The organism is Mesorhizobium sp. NZP2077, from assembly GCF_013170805.1.
Classification (GTDB): Bacteria; Pseudomonadota; Alphaproteobacteria; order Rhizobiales; family Rhizobiaceae; genus Mesorhizobium.
Genome location: NZ_CP051293.1, coordinates 7307664 through 7325125, shown reverse-complemented (window position 1 = coordinate 7325125; position 17462 = coordinate 7307664). Strand labels below are relative to the sequence as shown.

The 17462-nt window shown below is 61.2% G+C and carries 18 protein-coding genes; 10 read left to right on the top strand and 8 right to left on the bottom strand.

Going from position 1 to position 17462, the window contains the following annotated elements:
* Nucleotides 1-858: 858 nt before the first annotated feature.
* From rpsT to HGP13_RS35835, 4 genes are all read right to left on the bottom strand, one after another.
* Complete coding sequence (rpsT, locus tag HGP13_RS35850; protein ID WP_027043520.1) at nucleotides 859-1125, bottom strand: 30S ribosomal protein S20; 267 nt, start codon at nucleotides 1123-1125, stop codon at nucleotides 859-861.
* A 181-nt stretch (nucleotides 1126-1306) separates the two neighbouring features.
* Nucleotides 1307-2080 carry an enoyl-CoA hydratase gene (locus HGP13_RS35845; protein ID WP_172234568.1) on the bottom strand — a complete coding sequence of 258 codons (774 nt, stop codon included), beginning with the start codon at nucleotides 2078-2080 and terminating at the stop codon, nucleotides 1307-1309.
* 32 nt (nucleotides 2081-2112) lie between these two features.
* On the bottom strand, nucleotides 2113-3003 hold the full coding sequence (gene mutM, locus HGP13_RS35840) for a bifunctional DNA-formamidopyrimidine glycosylase/DNA-(apurinic or apyrimidinic site) lyase (RefSeq protein ID WP_172234567.1): 891 nt from the start codon (nucleotides 3001-3003) through the stop codon (nucleotides 2113-2115).
* Nucleotides 2996-4237 carry a phosphopentomutase gene (locus tag HGP13_RS35835; RefSeq protein ID WP_172234566.1) on the bottom strand — a complete coding sequence of 414 codons (1242 nt, stop codon included), beginning with the start codon at nucleotides 4235-4237 and terminating at the stop codon, nucleotides 2996-2998. The genes mutM and HGP13_RS35835 overlap by 8 nt, the downstream gene beginning before the upstream one ends.
* A gap of 130 nt (nucleotides 4238-4367) precedes the next feature.
* Between HGP13_RS35835 and HGP13_RS35830 the strand changes: the two genes are divergently transcribed.
* Complete coding sequence (locus HGP13_RS35830) at nucleotides 4368-5285, top strand: phosphate/phosphite/phosphonate ABC transporter substrate-binding protein (protein WP_172234565.1); 918 nt, start codon at nucleotides 4368-4370, stop codon at nucleotides 5283-5285.
* Nucleotides 5286-5290: 5 nt separating this feature from the next.
* Here the strand turns inward: HGP13_RS35830 and HGP13_RS35825 are convergent, their stop codons facing one another.
* The 3 genes from HGP13_RS35825 to HGP13_RS35815 form a co-directional block, all read right to left on the bottom strand.
* A complete protein-coding gene (locus HGP13_RS35825) occupies nucleotides 5291-5914 on the bottom strand; it encodes a TadE/TadG family type IV pilus assembly protein (protein WP_172234564.1) in 624 nt (207 codons plus the stop codon).
* A gap of 34 nt (nucleotides 5915-5948) precedes the next feature.
* Entirely contained in the window at nucleotides 5949-6539 is a 591-nt protein-coding gene (locus HGP13_RS35820; protein WP_172234563.1) for a TadE/TadG family type IV pilus assembly protein, read from the bottom strand.
* A 141-nt stretch (nucleotides 6540-6680) separates the two neighbouring features.
* Nucleotides 6681-7103, bottom strand: coding sequence for a pilus assembly protein N-terminal domain-containing protein (locus HGP13_RS35815; RefSeq protein WP_172234562.1), 423 nt, complete (start codon nucleotides 7101-7103; stop codon nucleotides 6681-6683).
* A gap of 356 nt (nucleotides 7104-7459) precedes the next feature.
* Here HGP13_RS35815 and HGP13_RS35810 point away from each other — a divergent pair, with 356 nt between their 5' ends.
* The 9 genes from HGP13_RS35810 to HGP13_RS35770 all read left to right on the top strand — a co-directional run bounded on the left by HGP13_RS35810 (nucleotide 7460) and on the right by HGP13_RS35770 (nucleotide 16532).
* On the top strand, nucleotides 7460-7636 hold the full coding sequence (locus HGP13_RS35810; protein ID WP_172234561.1) for a Flp family type IVb pilin: 177 nt from the start codon (nucleotides 7460-7462) through the stop codon (nucleotides 7634-7636).
* A gap of 183 nt (nucleotides 7637-7819) precedes the next feature.
* A complete protein-coding gene (locus HGP13_RS35805; RefSeq protein ID WP_172234560.1) occupies nucleotides 7820-8338 on the top strand; it encodes a prepilin peptidase in 519 nt (172 codons plus the stop codon).
* A 204-nt stretch (nucleotides 8339-8542) separates the two neighbouring features.
* Complete coding sequence (gene cpaB / locus HGP13_RS35800) at nucleotides 8543-9358, top strand: Flp pilus assembly protein CpaB (RefSeq protein ID WP_172234559.1); 816 nt, start codon at nucleotides 8543-8545, stop codon at nucleotides 9356-9358.
* Nucleotides 9355-10872: a type II and III secretion system protein family protein gene (locus HGP13_RS35795; RefSeq protein ID WP_172234558.1), complete on the top strand. Its 1518-nt coding sequence runs from the start codon at nucleotides 9355-9357 to the stop codon at nucleotides 10870-10872. The genes cpaB and HGP13_RS35795 overlap by 4 nt, the downstream gene beginning before the upstream one ends.
* Before the next feature lie 14 nt (nucleotides 10873-10886).
* Nucleotides 10887-11597 (top strand): CpaD family pilus assembly protein, encoded by a 711-nt coding sequence (locus HGP13_RS35790; RefSeq protein ID WP_172234557.1) that lies wholly within the window; start codon nucleotides 10887-10889, stop codon nucleotides 11595-11597.
* A 35-nt stretch (nucleotides 11598-11632) separates the two neighbouring features.
* Nucleotides 11633-12922, top strand: coding sequence for a CpaE family protein (locus HGP13_RS35785; RefSeq protein WP_246707242.1), 1290 nt, complete (start codon nucleotides 11633-11635; stop codon nucleotides 12920-12922).
* A gap of 23 nt (nucleotides 12923-12945) precedes the next feature.
* Nucleotides 12946-14454, top strand: a complete 1509-nt coding sequence (locus tag HGP13_RS35780; RefSeq protein ID WP_172234556.1) for a CpaF family protein — start codon at nucleotides 12946-12948, stop codon at nucleotides 14452-14454.
* A 29-nt stretch (nucleotides 14455-14483) separates the two neighbouring features.
* A complete protein-coding gene (locus HGP13_RS35775; protein ID WP_172234555.1) occupies nucleotides 14484-15497 on the top strand; it encodes a type II secretion system F family protein in 1014 nt (337 codons plus the stop codon).
* Between the two features lie 9 nt (nucleotides 15498-15506).
* Complete coding sequence (locus HGP13_RS35770; protein WP_172234554.1) at nucleotides 15507-16532, top strand: type II secretion system F family protein; 1026 nt, start codon at nucleotides 15507-15509, stop codon at nucleotides 16530-16532.
* An 83-nt stretch (nucleotides 16533-16615) separates the two neighbouring features.
* Here HGP13_RS35770 and HGP13_RS35765 read toward each other — a convergent pair whose 3' ends face one another.
* Complete coding sequence (locus HGP13_RS35765; protein WP_172234553.1) at nucleotides 16616-17437, bottom strand: tetratricopeptide repeat protein; 822 nt, start codon at nucleotides 17435-17437, stop codon at nucleotides 16616-16618.
* Nucleotides 17438-17462: the final 25 nt, after the last annotated feature.

The following is a 17462-nucleotide window of genomic DNA, read 5'->3' as shown; positions in this document are numbered from 1 at the left end:
GATCGAGTTCCTTGCTTTTCTGTACCTGTTTTCCGCTGGGGATGCGCCTCCTGCATCCATTTTTCCAGCGACTATGTCTTCGCTACGATGCCCGTTGCCGCCGCCGGCCATGAACGTCGCCCACTATTCGGAGGGAACCGGTGCCGGCCCATGGAAGCCAGTCCGCGTTGGGTATGTCAGGGCAATACAACACCGTCCGGCGTAAAAGCGCCGGCGCGCCGTCTACCTGCCATGTCTTGTTACGCCAGTCCCCTTACCCACATCAAAAAAGACAAACCAATCCCGTTCACGGACTTGATCCGCGTTGCAAATCCGGCCAATTTACGCTGGCTGATTCGGACTGGGTTAAGGGCCACGGGCCCGTCCCTCTTGATGACCCAACATTACCGAAATCGCTGTGGATAGGGCAAGGCCACCCCTAACTGATTTTTAAGGAATCTGGTTACCTCGGGCTGGTTCGAGCCGCATGCCGCAACGGCATATTTTGACAAAGCCATTGTGATTCAAACCCTTTTCCGGCGAATATGAAAAAGTCGGGCCGGCGCGAAATATTCTGAAATAATTCGCTTGACAGCCGGTTGTCCTCCCGTCCGTTTGGAACGTTGTGGACAAGCTGTGGACGACCACAGATAACTATCTGAAAAACATCGTTTATTTTTGATGGTTAAGAATTTTCAAGTCGCCATTTTTCAAGCATGTCAACGATCAACACGCATGCATGTGCCGGCAAAGCATTTGGAAGATTGGAATCCGCCTTGGGCACCGTTTCCGAGCATTCTTTTTAAGTACTTGCCGGCAAACGAAAAAACCCGGCACGACCGGCCGGGTTTCAAAGAAGCTTAATCTGTAAAGGCGATGTCAGGCAGACAGCACCTTGAGGCGCGCGGCCAGACGCGACACCTTGCGGGACGCGGTGTTCTTGTGGATCACGCCCTTGGTCGCGGCACGCATCAATTCCGGCTCGGCGACCTTGAAAGCGGCCTGGGCGGCAGCCTTGTCACCGGACGCAAGTGCCTCCTCGACCTGGCGGACGTAGGTGCGCACGCGCGAGCGGCGGTTCTTGTTGATCGCCGCGCGACGGACGATCTTGCGCGTTGCCTTTTTGGCCGAGGATGTGTTGGCCATGATGCCTCTCTTCTGATCTGGTCGGCGCACGCGGCATGCCGCAGGGCGCAAAAAACAAACGGGCAGCCACAGGGCCGCCTCGGTTGGTGCGGCTTATAGTTCAGCTTTTCCGGCGCGTCAACGCTGCCTGGCGTTCTTTTTGGCCGACGCCACAGGGTTTCGATCGCTAGCCGGCAACGCTCTATCGATTTGTGAAATTCGGCTTCCGCTTTTCGGCGAAGGCGGCCATGCCTTCCTTCTGGTCTTCGAGCGCGAAAAGCGAGTGGAACAGGCGGCGTTCGAACCGCAGTCCCTCGGCCAGCGTCGTCTCATAGGAACGGTTGACGGCTTCCTTCGCCATCATCACCGACGGCAGCGAGAAATCGGCGATCTTGGCGGCTGCCTTGACCGCCTCCTCGACAAGCTCGGCTGCGGGCACCACCCGCGACACCAGCCCTGAGCGCTCGGCTTCCGATGCATCCATCATCCGTCCGGTCAGGCACATGTCCATCGCTTTCGACTTGCCGACGAACCGGGTCAGGCGTTGCGACCCGCCCATGCCTGGAATGACGCCGAGCGTGATTTCGGGCTGGCCGAATTTGGCCGTGTCGGCGGCAATGATAAAGTCGCACATCATTGCCAGTTCGCATCCGCCGCCCAGCGCATAGCCGGCCACCGCCGCAATGATCGGCTTGCGTGTGCGCGTGAACTCTTCCCAACCTGCGAAGAAGTCCTGGCTGTAGGCGTCCACATAGGAGATCGCCTGCATCTCCTTGATGTCGGCACCAGCGGCAAAGGCCTTGTCGGAGCCGGTAAGAACCATGGCGCCGATGCCAGGATCGGCGCCGAAACCGTTCACGGCTGCGACGAGTTCAGCCAGGATCTGGGAATTCAGTGCATTGAGCGCCTTTGGCCGGTTCAGCGTGATCAGTCCGACCTTGCCGCGCCTCTCGGTGATGATCGTTTCATAGGCCATGGCTGCTTCTCCTAGCTATACCCTGGTCTAACTCAGCTCTGACACGTGCGGCAATAGAAGGTTGAGCGTCCGCTCTGCACGATACGCTCGATGTGGCCGCCGCAGCCGAGCTTCGGGCAAGGCTCACCCTCGCGGCCGTAGACGGCGAAGGAATGCTGGAAATAGCCCAGTGATCCGTCGGTGTGCACATAGTCGCGCAGCGACGACCCGCCGGCGGCGATGGAATCTGATATGACCGAGCGGATCGCCTCGGCCAGGCGTACGCTCTGTTCCCTGGCCTTCTTGCCCGGCTTGGCGATGGTGCCCGCCTCGCGCAAGGGCGACAGGCCGGCACGCCAGAGCGCCTCCGAGACGTAAATATTGCCAAGTCCGGCGATCAGCTTCTGGTCAAGAAGTGCTGCCTTCAGCGGCGATCTGCGGCCTTTCAGCAAAGAGGCGAGCAGCACGCCGTCCAGCGCATTGCCCGTCGGCTCCACGCCCAGTTCGGCCAGCATCGGATGCGTCTCCGGTGGTCCTTCCGCAAACAGCATGAAACCGAAGCGGCGCGGGTCGTTGAAGATCACGCGGGACCGGGCCCCGCTGGCGGCGACGACATCGAACACGACATGGTCGTGTGCCGTGCTTTTCGAGCGTTCGTGGTGGAACACGCCGGGTGTCTCGCCGTCGTGGTCGGTCTCGATGCGAAAGGAGCCCGACATGCCGAGATGGCAGATCAGCACCGGGCCGTCCTGCACATGCATGGTCAGATATTTGGCCCGGCGACCGAGCGCCGTGATGGTCCTGCCGGTCAGCCGTTCCGAAAACCGTTCGGGAAAGGGAAACCGCAGATCCGGCCGTCGCGCCTCGACCTTGGTCAGACGGGCACCTTCAAGGACCGGCTGCAGGCCACGCCGGACTGTTTCGACTTCGGGCAATTCAGGCATGGCCGCCAATCATCGCATGGAAAGAAGTGCCGTGGCGGCCGGGCGCCAGCCCGAGGTGTTCGGCGACGGTCTCGCCGATATCGGCGAATGTCGTTCTCAGTCCGATGTCGCCACCTCTCAAACCGGGTCCCGTGCCGATCACCGGGATGCGTTCCCGCGTATGATCTGTCCCTCGCCAGGTCGGATCATTGCCATGGTCGGCCGTCAGGATGAGAAGGTCGCCCTGCCGCAGCATTGCGAGTGCTTCCGGCAGCCGCCGGTCGAAGGCCTCGAGCGCGGCGGCATAGCCGGCGACATCGCGGCGATGGCCGAATTCGGTGTCGAAATCGACGAAATTGGCGAAAACGAGATCGCCGTCACCGGCATCATCCATCGCCCCGAGCGCCTTGTCGAACATGGCCATGTTGCCGGCGGCCTTGCGCACTTCCGAAATACCCCGATGGGCGAAGATGTCGCCGATCTTGCCGACGGCGATAACGCGGCTCCCCCGCGCCGTCAGCCGGTCGAGCAAGGTCGGCTCCGGCGGCGGCACGGCGTAGTCATGGCGGTTGTAGGTGCGCTGGAAGGTGGCGGCGGTCTCGCCGACGAATGGCCGCGCGATCACGCGTCCGATCCTGAGCGGATCGACCAGCCGGCGCACCACTTGGCAGAATTTATAAAGCCGCTCCAAGCCGAAATGGACTTCATGCGCGGCGATCTGCAGGACCGAGTCGACGGAGGTGTAACAGATCGGCTTGCCGGTGCGGATGTGTTCCTCACCGAACCGTTCGATGATCTCTGTACCCGGCGCATGGCAGTTGCCGAGAATGCCCGAAACCTCGCCCTCGCGGATCATCGACGCGGTCAGATCAGCCGGAAAGGCGGGAACCGTATCCGGGAAATAACCCCAGTCGAACCGCACCGGCAGGGCAGCGATCTCCCAGTGTCCGGAGGGTGTGTCCTTGCCGCTCGAAACCTCCTGCGCCGCACCATGGAAGGCATTGGCCAACAGATCCGTCCCGAAATGGGCAAAAGCCAATCCTGTCGCGGTCTCGGCCGCCTTGCCAAGCCCGAGTGATGCCATGTGTGGGACAAATAGCGGCCCTTGTCGAAGCCCCTCGCGATCCGCGCGCCCTTCGGCGCAAGCTTCGGCGATGTGCGCGAGCGTGTTGGCGCCGGCGTCGCCATAGCGCTCGGCGTCCGCCGCACCGCCGATGCCGAAGGAATCCAGGACAAAGAGGAAAGCACGCGCCATCGGGTCATTGTTGCCAGTGTGGACGCCCAGACATAGGGTTCCACGGCGGCATTGGCAATTCGGAAACCAAACGGCAACGGCTTGGCGCGGATAGTGGCATGTATCGTATGAAGCACAGGACGGTCCTGCCATGAACGCTGTGCTGAAGGCGTGCACCGCTCTCATGGTCGTTCACGGCTGGTGTGGTCTAGCGCGGGCCGACTGGCGCGATGATATCGGCACATTTCGCATCGGGATCGTCGCCGAGCCTGGCGCCGGCAACACCGTTCCGGGGCTGGCGCTGTTGACGCAATCCTTTACCAACGCGCTTGGCATGAAGGTGGAGTTCGTCGTTGCGCGCGATTATGCGGCACTGATCGAGGCGCAGGCCAATGCCCGGATCGAGTACGCGATCTATTCGGCGACGGCTTACGCCACGGCGCTGCAGCGTTGTGGATGTATCGAGCCGCTTGTGGCGCCGGTCGATTCCGATGGTGCGGCGGGCATCCGCTCCGTGCTGCTGACCAGGGACGGCAAGCTGTCTGATCTGGCGGCGATGGTGACGCACCGGATCGCCATGCCGCCGCCGGACAGCGTCGGGGGCTCGCTTTTGCCGCTGGCGGAGTTGGCCGCCGAACACGTCAAGATCGCCGGAGATGCCCCGTTCTTGATCTATGCCGATTCGGCATCCGCGGCGGAAACCATGCTTGTCGACGGCCAGGCCGACGCCTCGTTCGGCTGGGTGAGGGCGGCAGCCGACGGCCAGCCGCTGCTATCTGATGGCACGCAGGCAAGGCTCGAAGCAGCCGGCCTTTCGCCGTCGGCTCTTCAGGTCGTGTGGATGTCGGGCCTGCTGAGGTATGGTCCCCACGCCGTACGCACTGATCTCGACCCGGAAGCCAAGCGTCGGCTCACCGTGTTCCTGACCAACCTCAAATCGACGACGCCGGATGTCTACGATCTACTGGAATCGAAACACTCCGGCGGCTTTCTGACCGTGGCCCCAAAGGACTATGCGACGGCGGAAGCTATCGTGCGCCTGGTGTCGACAGATGGTGGGCAGCAGTGAAAGTCTCAGCAATCGCTGCAGGGGATCGTCAGGCTTCTGCGCGGGCGCAGATAGTAGGTCTCGCCCATCGGGATCGTGGTGGTGAGGGACTGGGTCAATCCAAGCTTTGTTTGGGTGTCCGTCGTCCAGCCGATAATCGGCGTGTAGCTCAGATTGCTGTCAACGCGGATGAGGAAGGTGCCGGCGACCTTGAGCGTTGTCGGAACCGTGGTGGCCGTGCCTGCCGTGGCATCGGCACTATAGACGCCACTGGCAACCTTGCGCGACCACGCCACCAGGACCTTGGGCGGCGTATCGGTGGTGACCTGTATTGCCGTGATGGTGATGTTCGGCGTCGAGCGGTTGTAGGGCTGAATGGTCGAGGTGCCGATTTTCATAATGGCGTCGAGATCCGCCTTGACGATGGTCGGCTGCTGCGTGACGAGGTCGGCGACCATGCTGCCGATGCGGCTGACCTTCTTGCTGGTCTCGATGGCCTGCGAAGCCTCCATGGTCATGAAGTACATGACCAGCAGGATAGGAACGATAAGAGCGAACTCGACCGCCGCCACCCCACGGCGATTGGAGCAGAATCCGACTGCCTTGCTGCAGAGTCCTGCAATTCCCGGATGTGCCCCCGCACGCATCATGCCATTGCCTTTTTTCTTGTTGGTGCTTCCGTACTCAATTGTCGAACGGCTCGTTCTGCCAGGTCACCGAAGAAAAATGCAGCGTCCTGCCACCATTCAGATTGGCCATCGACTTGGCCATCAGATCGGTCACGACAGGCCATTTGTAGAAGACCCGCAGCATGTTCTTCGATTCCGCCAGGCCAGGCGTGTTGGCGAAAGTCTGTGAGTTCGTGCCTTGCATCAGCACGACATCGCCATTCTGGATCTTGAAGCCCGCGGTGGCCGCGTCCGCGAAAGTCGGATACTCGCGAAGGTCCACGAGCAGCTGAGAGGGACAATCCGTGGAGACGATGATCTGCAGCTTGCCGCAGATCAGGGTCGTCAATTTGGTCCCGGCGACGTCGGCCGGCCGCAACTGACCCGTGCGCAACTGGCGCGCGACATCGTCGGTGATGTTTGCCATCACTTCCTGGCCGGCAAAAGAGATGCAGCTTTCAAGGATGCCAAAGACAAGAAGCGCGAACGGCAATGCAAGAATTGCGAATTCGATGGCCGTGCTGCCACGCCGGTTGCGAACGAATCGCTTCAAAAACCCGACGCGCTCCACCTTGTGCTGACCTGTCGTGCCGAATTCGTTGCCCATACCTTGTTCCTGCCACCCCTGGACGGTTCCGACAGGTGTATTAGCGCAAACCAATTGAGGTCCGGTTTGTATGATCGTTAAAGTCGGCGCGAGCGTCTTAACCGGCCGGTAACCTGGTCGGCTGTTGAGAGGCCGCGCAGCCTATTTGCTCGCACTCATCTCGGCCTCGGAGGATTTTTCAGCCTCGCTCTTGTAAGAGCTTTCGCAATAGGGCGTGCAAGACATGGTCTGGACCTCGGCACGCCGGTAGATGCGAACCGATGAGGCAGCCTGCCGCACGACGGTAACCTGCGCGTCGACGATCGGGCTGCCCTCCTGGTCGAGGACAACGAGATTGGTGACACCGAAACCCTTGCCGGTGAGCACGATCGTCGAGGCGTCCTGTACGGAGGCATCGGCGATTGCCGGGTTGCCGACGACGATCGTGTCGGCGGGGCGCGACAGTTTCACGATCTTGGCCTGATTCATGGTGACTTCTATATCGGCAGCGGCTCTGGCGGGCGTGATCAAGCTCGTGGCGGCAAGAAGCACGGCAATCAGGATTGAGGATCTCTGCACGGCCATCGAGGCGCTCCACAAGCAAACTGTTCAACGGAACATGAACGAGATTGGTGAACCAACGGTTAAGTCGGCTTGCTGGTGCCGGATGTAGCGATCGTCATGGTTGCTCGCATGGCCAGATCCACGCCGGGTTGCAACCTTCATCAAGCCCTTGCCTTTTGCGGCGTTGACCTGAGAAGCGGCACTTTAGCCGGCGCTTAGCATGGAGTTAACCACACACTCCGTTCGAGTCGGGAAAGGAATCGGTAAGGCTGTTTATTAAGCCGATCGAAAGAGCTTCTCCCTAGATTGGCAAGCATCCGATCAACCATCACAGAAGTTGACGGAAGTGCTGTAACACGTGGAGTAGGAGCTCTCAAATGTCTAACCTTTTTGCACGTTTCGTGAAGGACGAATCCGGCGCGACCGCTATTGAATATGGTCTGATCGCCGCTCTCATCGCGCTTGCCATCATCACCGGCGCCGGCGCCCTCGGCAATGCTATCAACGCCAAGTTCACCGCGATCGGTGGCACGCTGAACTCCAGCGGCAGCTGATCTGGCGTACTGCTGACAATCAGCTTGTTTCTTACAGCAAGGGCCGCCCACTGGCGGCCCTTGCTTCGTTTTATCTGGTTTACAGCCAGTTCTGGTCCTAATTTTTAGAGAACCGCCTCATCAATCGTTAATTGAAAATACCTAGGCTTGGCTGATTGGAATTGAACCTTAGGCGCGACACCGATGCTTGAAGCCCTGATCTTCGTCGTCTTTCCGTTCTGCATGCTCTTTGCCGCGATCTCCGATATGCTGTCGATGACGATTGCCAACCGCGTGTCCGTGCTGCTTGTCGCCGTCTTCGCGCTGATTGCGCCGCTGACGGGTATGGAATGGGCAGCCTACGGTTGGCATTTCGCCGCCGGCGCCCTGGTCCTTGCCGTGACGTTCGGCCTCTTCGCAATGGGTGGCATGGGTGGAGGCGACGCCAAGCTGCTGGCCGCAACAGCCGTGTGGATGGGGTTGAACATCCATCTCGTCGAATACCTTGTTGTCTCGACAATGATCGGCGGCCTGCTGACGCTCGCCATCCTGCTTTACCGGAAGTCGCCGCTGGCGGTTATAACCGGCCGCAATGCATTCCTGCGTCATTTCGCGGATGACACGACTGGGGTCCCCTATGGAATCGCGCTCGGCCTTGGCGGCCTGCTGACCTATCCGGATTCGCCCTTGATGGTGTGGGCGCTGGCAAGGCTTGCAAGCTGAACACGAGCTGATTTCCGTTACCCGGACCGCGTTGCCCGATCCCTTTGCAAACAGCCGTGGCCGTGCCCTCCGGCGCGATCCAGCTAATTTATGTAAACCTTAAATTAATCACGATCGTAAGCATTACATTAACCTTGTTTTGACGATTGCCGCTGCAAAGTCCGGCCTGGCTACGTGGTTTGCCAAGGGCGAGGGTTCGGACAGATGCCAGCATCCCGACTGATTATTCTGAGCGTGGCGGTGGCCGCGGCGGGCGGCGCTGGCTATGTCGCAAAAAATATGGTCGCCGCCCCACCGCCGCAGATCGTCGTCGATTCGGGCCCCCAGGCTCCCGCCGTGCCCCTGCAGGACGTTCTTGTGCTCTCGGGGGATGTCTTGATGGGTAATGCGCTTCAGAACAACATCTCCTGGCAATCCTGGCCGGCCGACGGCGTCAACGCGAATTTCATCACCAAGGCCAATGCTCCCGACGCCCTGGAGAAATTGAAGGGGTCGATTGCCCGCGTGCCGATGTACGCGGGCGAGCCCGTGCGGCGCTCCAAACTGATCGGCGAGGGGCAAAGCTTCATGTCCTCCATCCTGCCTTCCGGGATGCGGGCGGTCGCCACAACCATATCGGCCGACACTTCGGCCGGCGGCTTCATCCTTCCAAACGATTTCGTCGACGTCATCATGACCCGCAGGGCGGATGCCAACGGCGGCGGCACCGGTTTCAACACCGAAACCATCCTCAAGAATATCCGCGTCCTGGCAATCGACCAGACTATCCAGGAGGACGAGGAGGGCAAAAAGACCAGGGTTGGCCAGACCGCCACGCTGGAACTCACACCCAAACAGGCTGAGATCATCACCGTCGCCCAGCAGATGGCGGATCGCCTGACGCTGGCGCTGCGCGCGATCACGGACACCCAGGAAAAGAATGTGGACGAGGCCGACTATCTCGTTTCCGGCAATGGCCGCAAGGGAACGGTAAGATTGATCAAGTCGGGTGAAGTTTCCGAAGTAGGGGCAAGGAAATGAGGCTAAGCGGTAAACTGCCGGCAATCGCAGCCGCGGCATTCGGCCTGCTGCTCGTCGGAACGAATGTGCAGGGCGTTGTCGAGGCGAAGAGCACGCATGTGACGGCCACGACCGCCACCCAGCGTGTCAAGCTTGGCCTAAACAAATCGGTGGTCATAGACCTGCCGAGCGATGCCTACGACATTCTTGTCGCCAACCCGACCGTTGCCGATGCGGTGACCCGCACCGCAAGGCGTATCTACCTGTTCGGCAAGGCGGTCGGCGAGACCAATATCTTCGTCTTCGGTCCGAACGGCGAACAGATCGCCAGCCTGGACCTGGCCGTCGAACGCGACGTCGCCGGCCTGGAGGATTACATCAAGCGCTTCCTTCCGACCTCGGCCGTCAAGGTGGAACTGCTGAACGACAACGTCGTGTTGACCGGAACGGTAGATACGCCGCTGGACGCGAAACGAGCGGTCGACCTGGCGACGATCTTCGTCTCGGGCGGTGAAGCGACGACGGGTCAGTATTCACAGACCGCGGCCGGCGGCTCGGCCCAGAGCGGTGTCGATATCAACAACCCCGACACGCAGCGCCGTACCAGCAAGATCGTCAATCTGTTGCAGATCATCGGTGACGACCAGGTAACGCTGAAGGTTACCGTCGCCGAGGTCAGCCGCTCTGTGATGAAGCAACTCGGCGTCAACATGATAGGCAGCGGTGGCAGCAACGGCATAAGCTACGGAGCACTCAGTGACCCGTTCACTGGTCTTGGCAAACCGCTGTCGAACGCGGGCTTAAGCATCGGCAACTCGGCGCTGCAGGCCTACATCAATGCCATGGAGGAGTCCGGGGTCATGAAGACGTTGGCGGAGCCGACGTTGACCGCGGTATCCGGTGAGAAGGCGACCTTCAAGGTCGGCGGCGAATACAATATGGTGAGCTCGGTCGACGCCAACGTATCCACCGACAATCAGACCGGTCTGAAGACCTATTCAGTCAACAAGATCGAGTACGGCATCGGCCTGGAATTCCAGCCGGTGGTTCTGTCGCCCGGTCGGATAAGCCTGAAAGTCAGAACCTCGGTTTCCGAACCGACAACCGAGGGATCCGTGTCGGCATCGACGGACAATAAGAGTATCGGCATGAATGCCTTGTCACTGCGCAAGCGTCTTGCAGATACGACCGTCGAACTGCCCTCGGGCGGCTCAATGATGATCGCCGGCCTGGTTCGCGACGATGTCAGGCAAGCCGTCACCGGCATGCCAGGGCTGACAAAAATCCCAGTGCTCGGCGCGCTCTTCCGCAGCAGGGATTTCGTGCGCAACGAGACCGAACTCGTCATCATCATCACGCCCTATTTGACGAAGCCGGTGGCACGCAACGATCTCGCCAAGCCGGACGACAATTTCAATCCGCCGAGCGACGGCGCCGGCATGTTCCTTGGCAAGGTCAATCGCGTCTACGGCACCATGCAGACCGACAAGCCCAACGGCCGGTACCACGGCGTTGTCGGCTATATCTACAAGTGAATGAGGAAGCGGACATGTCTCAGTCAGCGTTGAAGACAAGGACCATCGCCACGACGATGCGAGCGCTGCCGCTTCTGGCAGTGGCGGTGACGGCCTTGCTGTCAGGTTGCGCCCATCGCGACAGCATCACCGTCGGCGCCATTCCCGACGATTATCGCACCAACCATCCGATCGTGATCGCCGAGAAGAACCAGAAGATCGACCTGGCCGTCGGCGCCGGTGACCGCGGCATGACCGGCTCGCAGCGCGACACGCTGCTGGGTTTCCTCGACGGCTATGACAAGAGTGCCGCGCCGACATTGACGATCCAGATTCCTAGCGGATCGGCCAATCAGGTCGCGGCGACGGCGGCCGGCCGTGATTTCGCCAGGCTCGCGGTCGCCAGCGGCATCAAGCGCAACCGCATCGTCGTGGTCTCCTATCAGGCCGGCTCGAGCGAGACATCCGCCCCGGTTCGCGTCTCCTTTATCGCGGTGAGAGCCCAGACCGACAAATGCGGCCGTTGGCCCGACGATCTGGCCGAAACGTCGGAAAACAAGCACTATGCCGACTTCGGCTGCTCCTATCAGAACAATCTCGCCGCCCAGGTTGCGAACCCGTCCGACCTGCTTGGGCCGCGCAAGCAGACCACCATCGACGCGGAAAATCGTGGTGCGGTGATCGATGTCTACCGCAGCAGAGGTATTTCGGATGAATTCCTCGGCAATTCGGAAGTCACGTACTGAGCCGAGCCCTTGAGGAAAGAAGCCACGGAAAGAGCATGACCATGAGCAACCTTGCCTATGACGCCACCGTGGACGGCGGTAATACCTCGTCGCAGGACATCGCCGCGATGCAGGCATTGCGCCCGGTTCCGCGCATCTCGATCCAGGCATTCTGCGAGACCGAGGGCGTTGCCAATCCGGTCGAGCGCGCCGGCGAGGACCGCCGCATGACCAAGGCGCATCTCAAGGTCCATATGGGCGGCGTTCCCACGGCAATCGAGTTCTATCAGTCGGCGCCGACGCCGAACCTGATCCTGCTGGAATCACGCAGCGAACCCAAGCAATTGCTGGAGCAGCTCGCCCAGCTCTCGGAATACTGTGATCCATCCTCGAAAGTGGTGGTCATCGGCCACTACAATGATGTCGGCCTCTATCGCGAGCTCATCCGCTCCGGCATCTCCGAATATGTCATCGCGCCGGTGTCGATGGCCGACATAGTCAGTGTCGTGTCGTCGATTTTCGTCGATCCGGAGGCCGAACCGCTCGGCCGTTCGGTCGCCTTCGTTGGCGCCAAGGGCGGCGTCGGATCTTCCACCATCGCCCACAATGTAGCCTGGGCAATGTCCACCCTGTTCAAGTCCGAGGTCGTCGTTGCCGATCTCGACCTCGCCTTCGGCACGGCCAACATCAATTTCGACCAGGATCCGGCACAGGGCATCGCTGAAGCGGTATTCTCGCCTGAACGCATCGACGAAGTCTATCTCGACCGTCTGCTGACCCAATGCGCCGAGCACCTCTCGCTGCTGGCGGCGCCCTCGACGCTTGAGCGCGTCTACGACTTCGACCCCGATGCCTTTGCGCAGCTTGTCGATACCGCGCAGCGCAGCGTGCCGCTTCTGGTGCTGGACGTTCCCCATATCTGGACGGGCTGGGCCAAGAACACGCTGGTCAAGGCCGACGAGATCGTCATCACGGCGACGCCTGAACTGGCCAATCTGCGCAACACCAAGAATCTGGTCGACATGTTCAAGCGGCTTCGCCCCAACGACCCGCCGCCGAAGCTGATCATCAACCAGGCCGGCGTCCCCAAGCGGCCGGAAATTTCGCCATCCGATTTCGCCGAGCCGCTCGGACTGACGCCGATGTCGGTCATCGGCTTCGATCCGCTGCTGTTCGGCAATGCGGCCAACAACGGCCGCATGCTCGGCGAGATGGATGCCAAGAACCCGGTTGTCGCGACCATCAACGAGATTGCCCATGTGCTGACCGGGCGCAGCGAAATCCGGGCGAAAAAGAAGGCTGGCCTGGGCAGTCTGCTCGGCAAGCTCTCGCGCAATAAGAAGTGACGCAGTGGGGTCGGTAGTCGATCATGTTCGGTAAAAGAGGCAACGACGACGGCAACCGGTTCACGCCGGAATTCCGCCAGCCAGCACCGGCGCCGGTCGCCCCGCCGCCTGCGGGTTCGGCGGACACGGCGGTTCTGGCTGCCCGGCCCGCGGCACCGCCGCAGCCAAGCGCACCTGTCGCGCCGCCCGCGCGCCGCGCGGTCGAGGCGCCGCCCATCGCGCCGGAGGCGAGGCGGGGCCGTGAAAAGAGCGAAACCTACTACGACACCAAGAGTCAGGTTTTCTCGGCGCTCATAGACACGATCGACCTGTCACAGCTCGCCAAGCTCGAACCCGAAAGCGCGCGCGAGGAAATCCGCGACATCGTCAACGACATCATTGCGATCAAGAACTTCGCGATGTCGATTGCCGAGCAGGAGGAACTGCTCGATGACATCTGCAACGATGTGCTTGGTTATGGCCCGCTCGAGCCATTGCTCGCCCGCGACGACATCGCCGACATCATGGTCAACGGGTCGAAGAACGTCTACATCGAAGTCAACGGCAAGGTCGAGCAGACCGGCATTCGCTTTCGCGACAATCAGCAGCTTCTCAACATCTGCCAGCGCATCGTCAGCCAGGTCGGCCGCCGTGTCGATGAATCCAGCCCGATCTGCGACGCACGCCTTCCCGACGGCTCCCGCGTCAACGTCATCGCCCCTCCGCTCTCCATCGATGGAGCAGCACTTACCATCCGAAAATTCAAGAAGGACAAGCTGACGCTCGATCAGCTGGTCAAGTTCGGCGCCATTTCCCCGCAGGGAGCCGAGGTCCTCAAGATCATCAGCCGCGTTCGCTGTAACATCGTCATCTCGGGCGGCACCGGCTCCGGCAAGACGACGCTGCTCAACTGCCTGACCAACTACATCGATCGCGAGGAGCGCGTCATCACCTGCGAGGACTCGGCCGAACTGCAACTGCAGCAGCCGCATGTCGTGCGCCTGGAAACCCGCCCGCCCAACCTCGAAGGCGAAGGCGAAGTGACGATGCGCGACCTGGTCAAGAACTGCCTGCGCATGCGGCCCGAGCGCATCATCGTCGGCGAAGTGCGCGGACCCGAAGTGTTCGACCTTCTGCAGGCGATGAACACCGGCCATGACGGCTCGATGGGAACGATCCACTCGAACAGTCCGCGCGAATGCCTGAACCGTATCGAATCCATGATCGCCATGGGCGGCTATTCGCTGCCGCAGAAAACCGTGCGCGAAATCGTCGTCGGCTCCGTCGACGTGATCATCCAGGCGGCGCGTCTGCGCGATGGATCGCGCCGCATCACCCACATCACCGAGGTCATCGGGATGGAAGGCGACGTCATCATCACCCAGGATCTCGTCCTCTACAACATCAAGGGCGAGGACGCCAACGGCAGGCTGCTGGGCGAACATGTTTCGACCGGTATCGGCCGTCCGCATTTCTGGGACCGGGCTCGCTACTACGGCGAGGAACAGCGCCTCGCCACCGCGCTCGAGGCGATGGAGAAACGTGCTGACTGAGGTATCCGCTGGCGTGAAGGTTCTGGTCGATGTTTGGAATTGACGGCACCGTATTGGCGTTTGTCGTGCTCGCCGGCTTCAGTGCCGGAGCGGTCGCTTATGCATTCCTGTTCACCCAGATCAGCAATGAGAAACAGGCGGGCAAGCGGCTTGAAACGATCAAGGCCGCCGAGACGGACCGTTCCATCGTCAAGGCCACGCGCGACCGTGCGGCGGACGCGGCCAAGCGCCGTAAATCGGTGCAGGATTCGCTGAAGGACCTCGACGAGAAGCAGAAAACCAAGGACAGCGCCGTCAAGAAGCCGCCACTGAAAGCCCAGCTTCGCCAGGCCGGCATGAAGGTTTCGATCGAACGGTTCTACATCTATTCCGCCATATGCGGGATCGCGCTGACGGTGGTCGCCTTCATGGCCGGCGCTCCGCTGATTGTTGTGCCAGGCGTGCTGTTGGCCGGCGCGCTCGGCCTGCCGCGCTGGTTCGTCTCGTTTCGCCGCGCGCGCCGGGTCAAGGCATTCCTCAACGAATTTCCAAACGCCCTCGACATCATCGTGCGCGCGGTCAAGTCCGGCCTGCCGCTGAACGATGCCATCCGCCTGATAGCCAACGAATCCCCCGAGCCGGTGAAGACCGAGTTTCGCCGCATCGTCGATTCGCAGCAGATGGGCCTGTCGATCCCCGATGCGACCTTGCGCATGCCCGAAACCATGCCGTGCACCGAGGCGAGTTTCTTCGGCATCGTCATCCAGATCCAGTCGCAGGCCGGCGGCAATCTGTCCGAGGCGCTGGGCAACCTTTCACGCGTGCTTCGTGATCGCAAGAAGATGAAAGCCAAGGTCCAGGCACTGTCCATGGAGGCGAAGGCGTCCGCCGCGATCATCGGTGCTTTGCCCTTCATCGTCGCTTTTCTCGTCTATCTCTCGAGCCCGAATTACATGTTGCCGCTGTTCAACACGAGTGTCGGCAATCTCATTCTCGGTTGCGCTGGCGTTTGGATGTCGATCGGCATTCTCGTGATGCGCAAGATGATGAACTTCGAAGTCTAGGACCACGGCATGACCGAACAAGTCATCAAATCGCTGACTGATCCGACGCTGCTGATCGCACTTTTGGTCGGCATTGCCGTGTTCGCGACGGTCTTTACGCTGCTGCCGGCGCTTGGTGGCAATCAGCTCAAGTCGCGAATGAAGTCGGTCGCGCTGGAGCGCGACGAGCTTCGCGCCAAGCAGCGCGCTCGGCTTGCCAGCGATGCCGATCGCCGCCGCAAAGGCCTGCGCGAGCAACAGTCGGAAGGCATGCGCAACATTGTCGACCGGCTCGATCTGCGGCGCGCCCTGGCCGACGAGAACACCTTGCAGAAGCTCAAGGTCGCCGGCTTCCGGGGACAGAACCCGCTGACGCGGTTTCTCTTCTTCCGTCTCGTGCTGCCTTTTGTCGGCTTCGCGCTGGCTCTGGTCTACATATTCGTGCTCGGCGGGTTGCCGGACAAACCGTTGGTCGTCCGGCTGTTCGTCTGCGTCCTCGTTGCCTATGGCGGCTTCTACACACCGGTCCTCTATGTCAACAACCGCGCCACCAAGCGCAAGCAGTCGATCCAGATGGCCTGGCCGGATGCCCTCGACCTGATGCTGATCTGCGTGGAATCAGGCATGTCGGTGGAGGCAGCACTGCGCAAGGTCGCCGACGAGATCGGCGCGCAATCGGTAGCTCTGGCGGAAGAGTTTATCCTCACCAACGCCGAGCTCTCGTATCTACAGGAACGCAAGCAGGCCTATGAGAATCTCGCAAGCCGTACCGGTCTGGAATCGGTCAAATCGGTATCGCAGGCGCTCGTCCAGGCCGAACGCTATGGCACGCCGGTGGCGCATGCGCTGCGCGTGCTTGCCGCCGAAAGCCGCGACATGCGCATGAATGCCGCCGAGAAGAAGGCTGCCGCCTTGCCGCCCAAGCTCACCGTGCCGATGATCCTGTTCTTCCTGCCGGTGCTTTTCGCCATCATCCTGGGTCCGGCCGGCATCCAGGTCAGCCAGCGCGGCATCTTCGGCGATCATTCCGGTGCGGCAGCGGCAACCAGCCAGTAAGCGGCACGGCAAGTCCTTGCGAAAATACGAAAGCCGCGCTGCATGCAGCGCGGCTTTCAACGTCTATCAGCGAAATCTGTGTGTCAGTTGGTTGCCGGCTTCGACTTGTCCTGATCCTTGAGCTGGCTCCAGGCATTCTGCTGGGCCAGCATCTGCCTGAGATAAGCGATATTGGCCTGCGCCTGCTCGGGTGAGAGCTCCTGCGAGGCGATCTTCTCGGCCTCGTCGAAGCGCCCCTGCAGGCCGACGACCAATGCCAGGTTCTGGCGCACACGGCTGTCGGCGCCGGGCTGCTGGGCGGCCGAACGCATATAGGTCTCGGCGGTGCGCAGATCCCCCTCCAGCACATAGGACATGCCGAGATTTGAGAGCACCGAGGGTTCGTTCGGTTTGAGTTCGAGGGCCTTGCGGTAGAGCTGGCGCGCTTGGTCCTTCTGGCCGATCTGATCAAGGATGGCCGCTTCCGCCGACACCAGCTTCCAGTCGGGATATTCCGGCGTCTGCGCACGGCGTACGGCGTCGAGCGCTGCCTCGAACTGGCCGTTGGCGGCGAGCGCCTTGCCATAGGCGGCAAGCACGTCGCGATCCTTGGGGTAGGCGATCGCCAGCTTGCGCATCACGGCAAGCGACTGGTCGGCATCGCCGTCCATCTGCAGCGCGGCCGCGAAGTTGGTCGCTATACCCTTGTCGTTGGGGTTCCTGGCGTAGGACTGACCAAGCGCGGCGGTGGCATTGTGCACTTCTCCCGCCGACATGCTGTCCAGCGGTTTGCCGCCGGTGCGGCCGATCGAGCCGGTGGTCATCCTGCTGGTTCCGCAACCGGCGACGCCCGCCGCCAGCGCCAGCATGAGGGCCGTGGTGACGAGCCGTTTTCCCGTGGAATTCACTGTCCGGTTGGTCGGCATCACACCCTAAGCCTCCATTCATGCG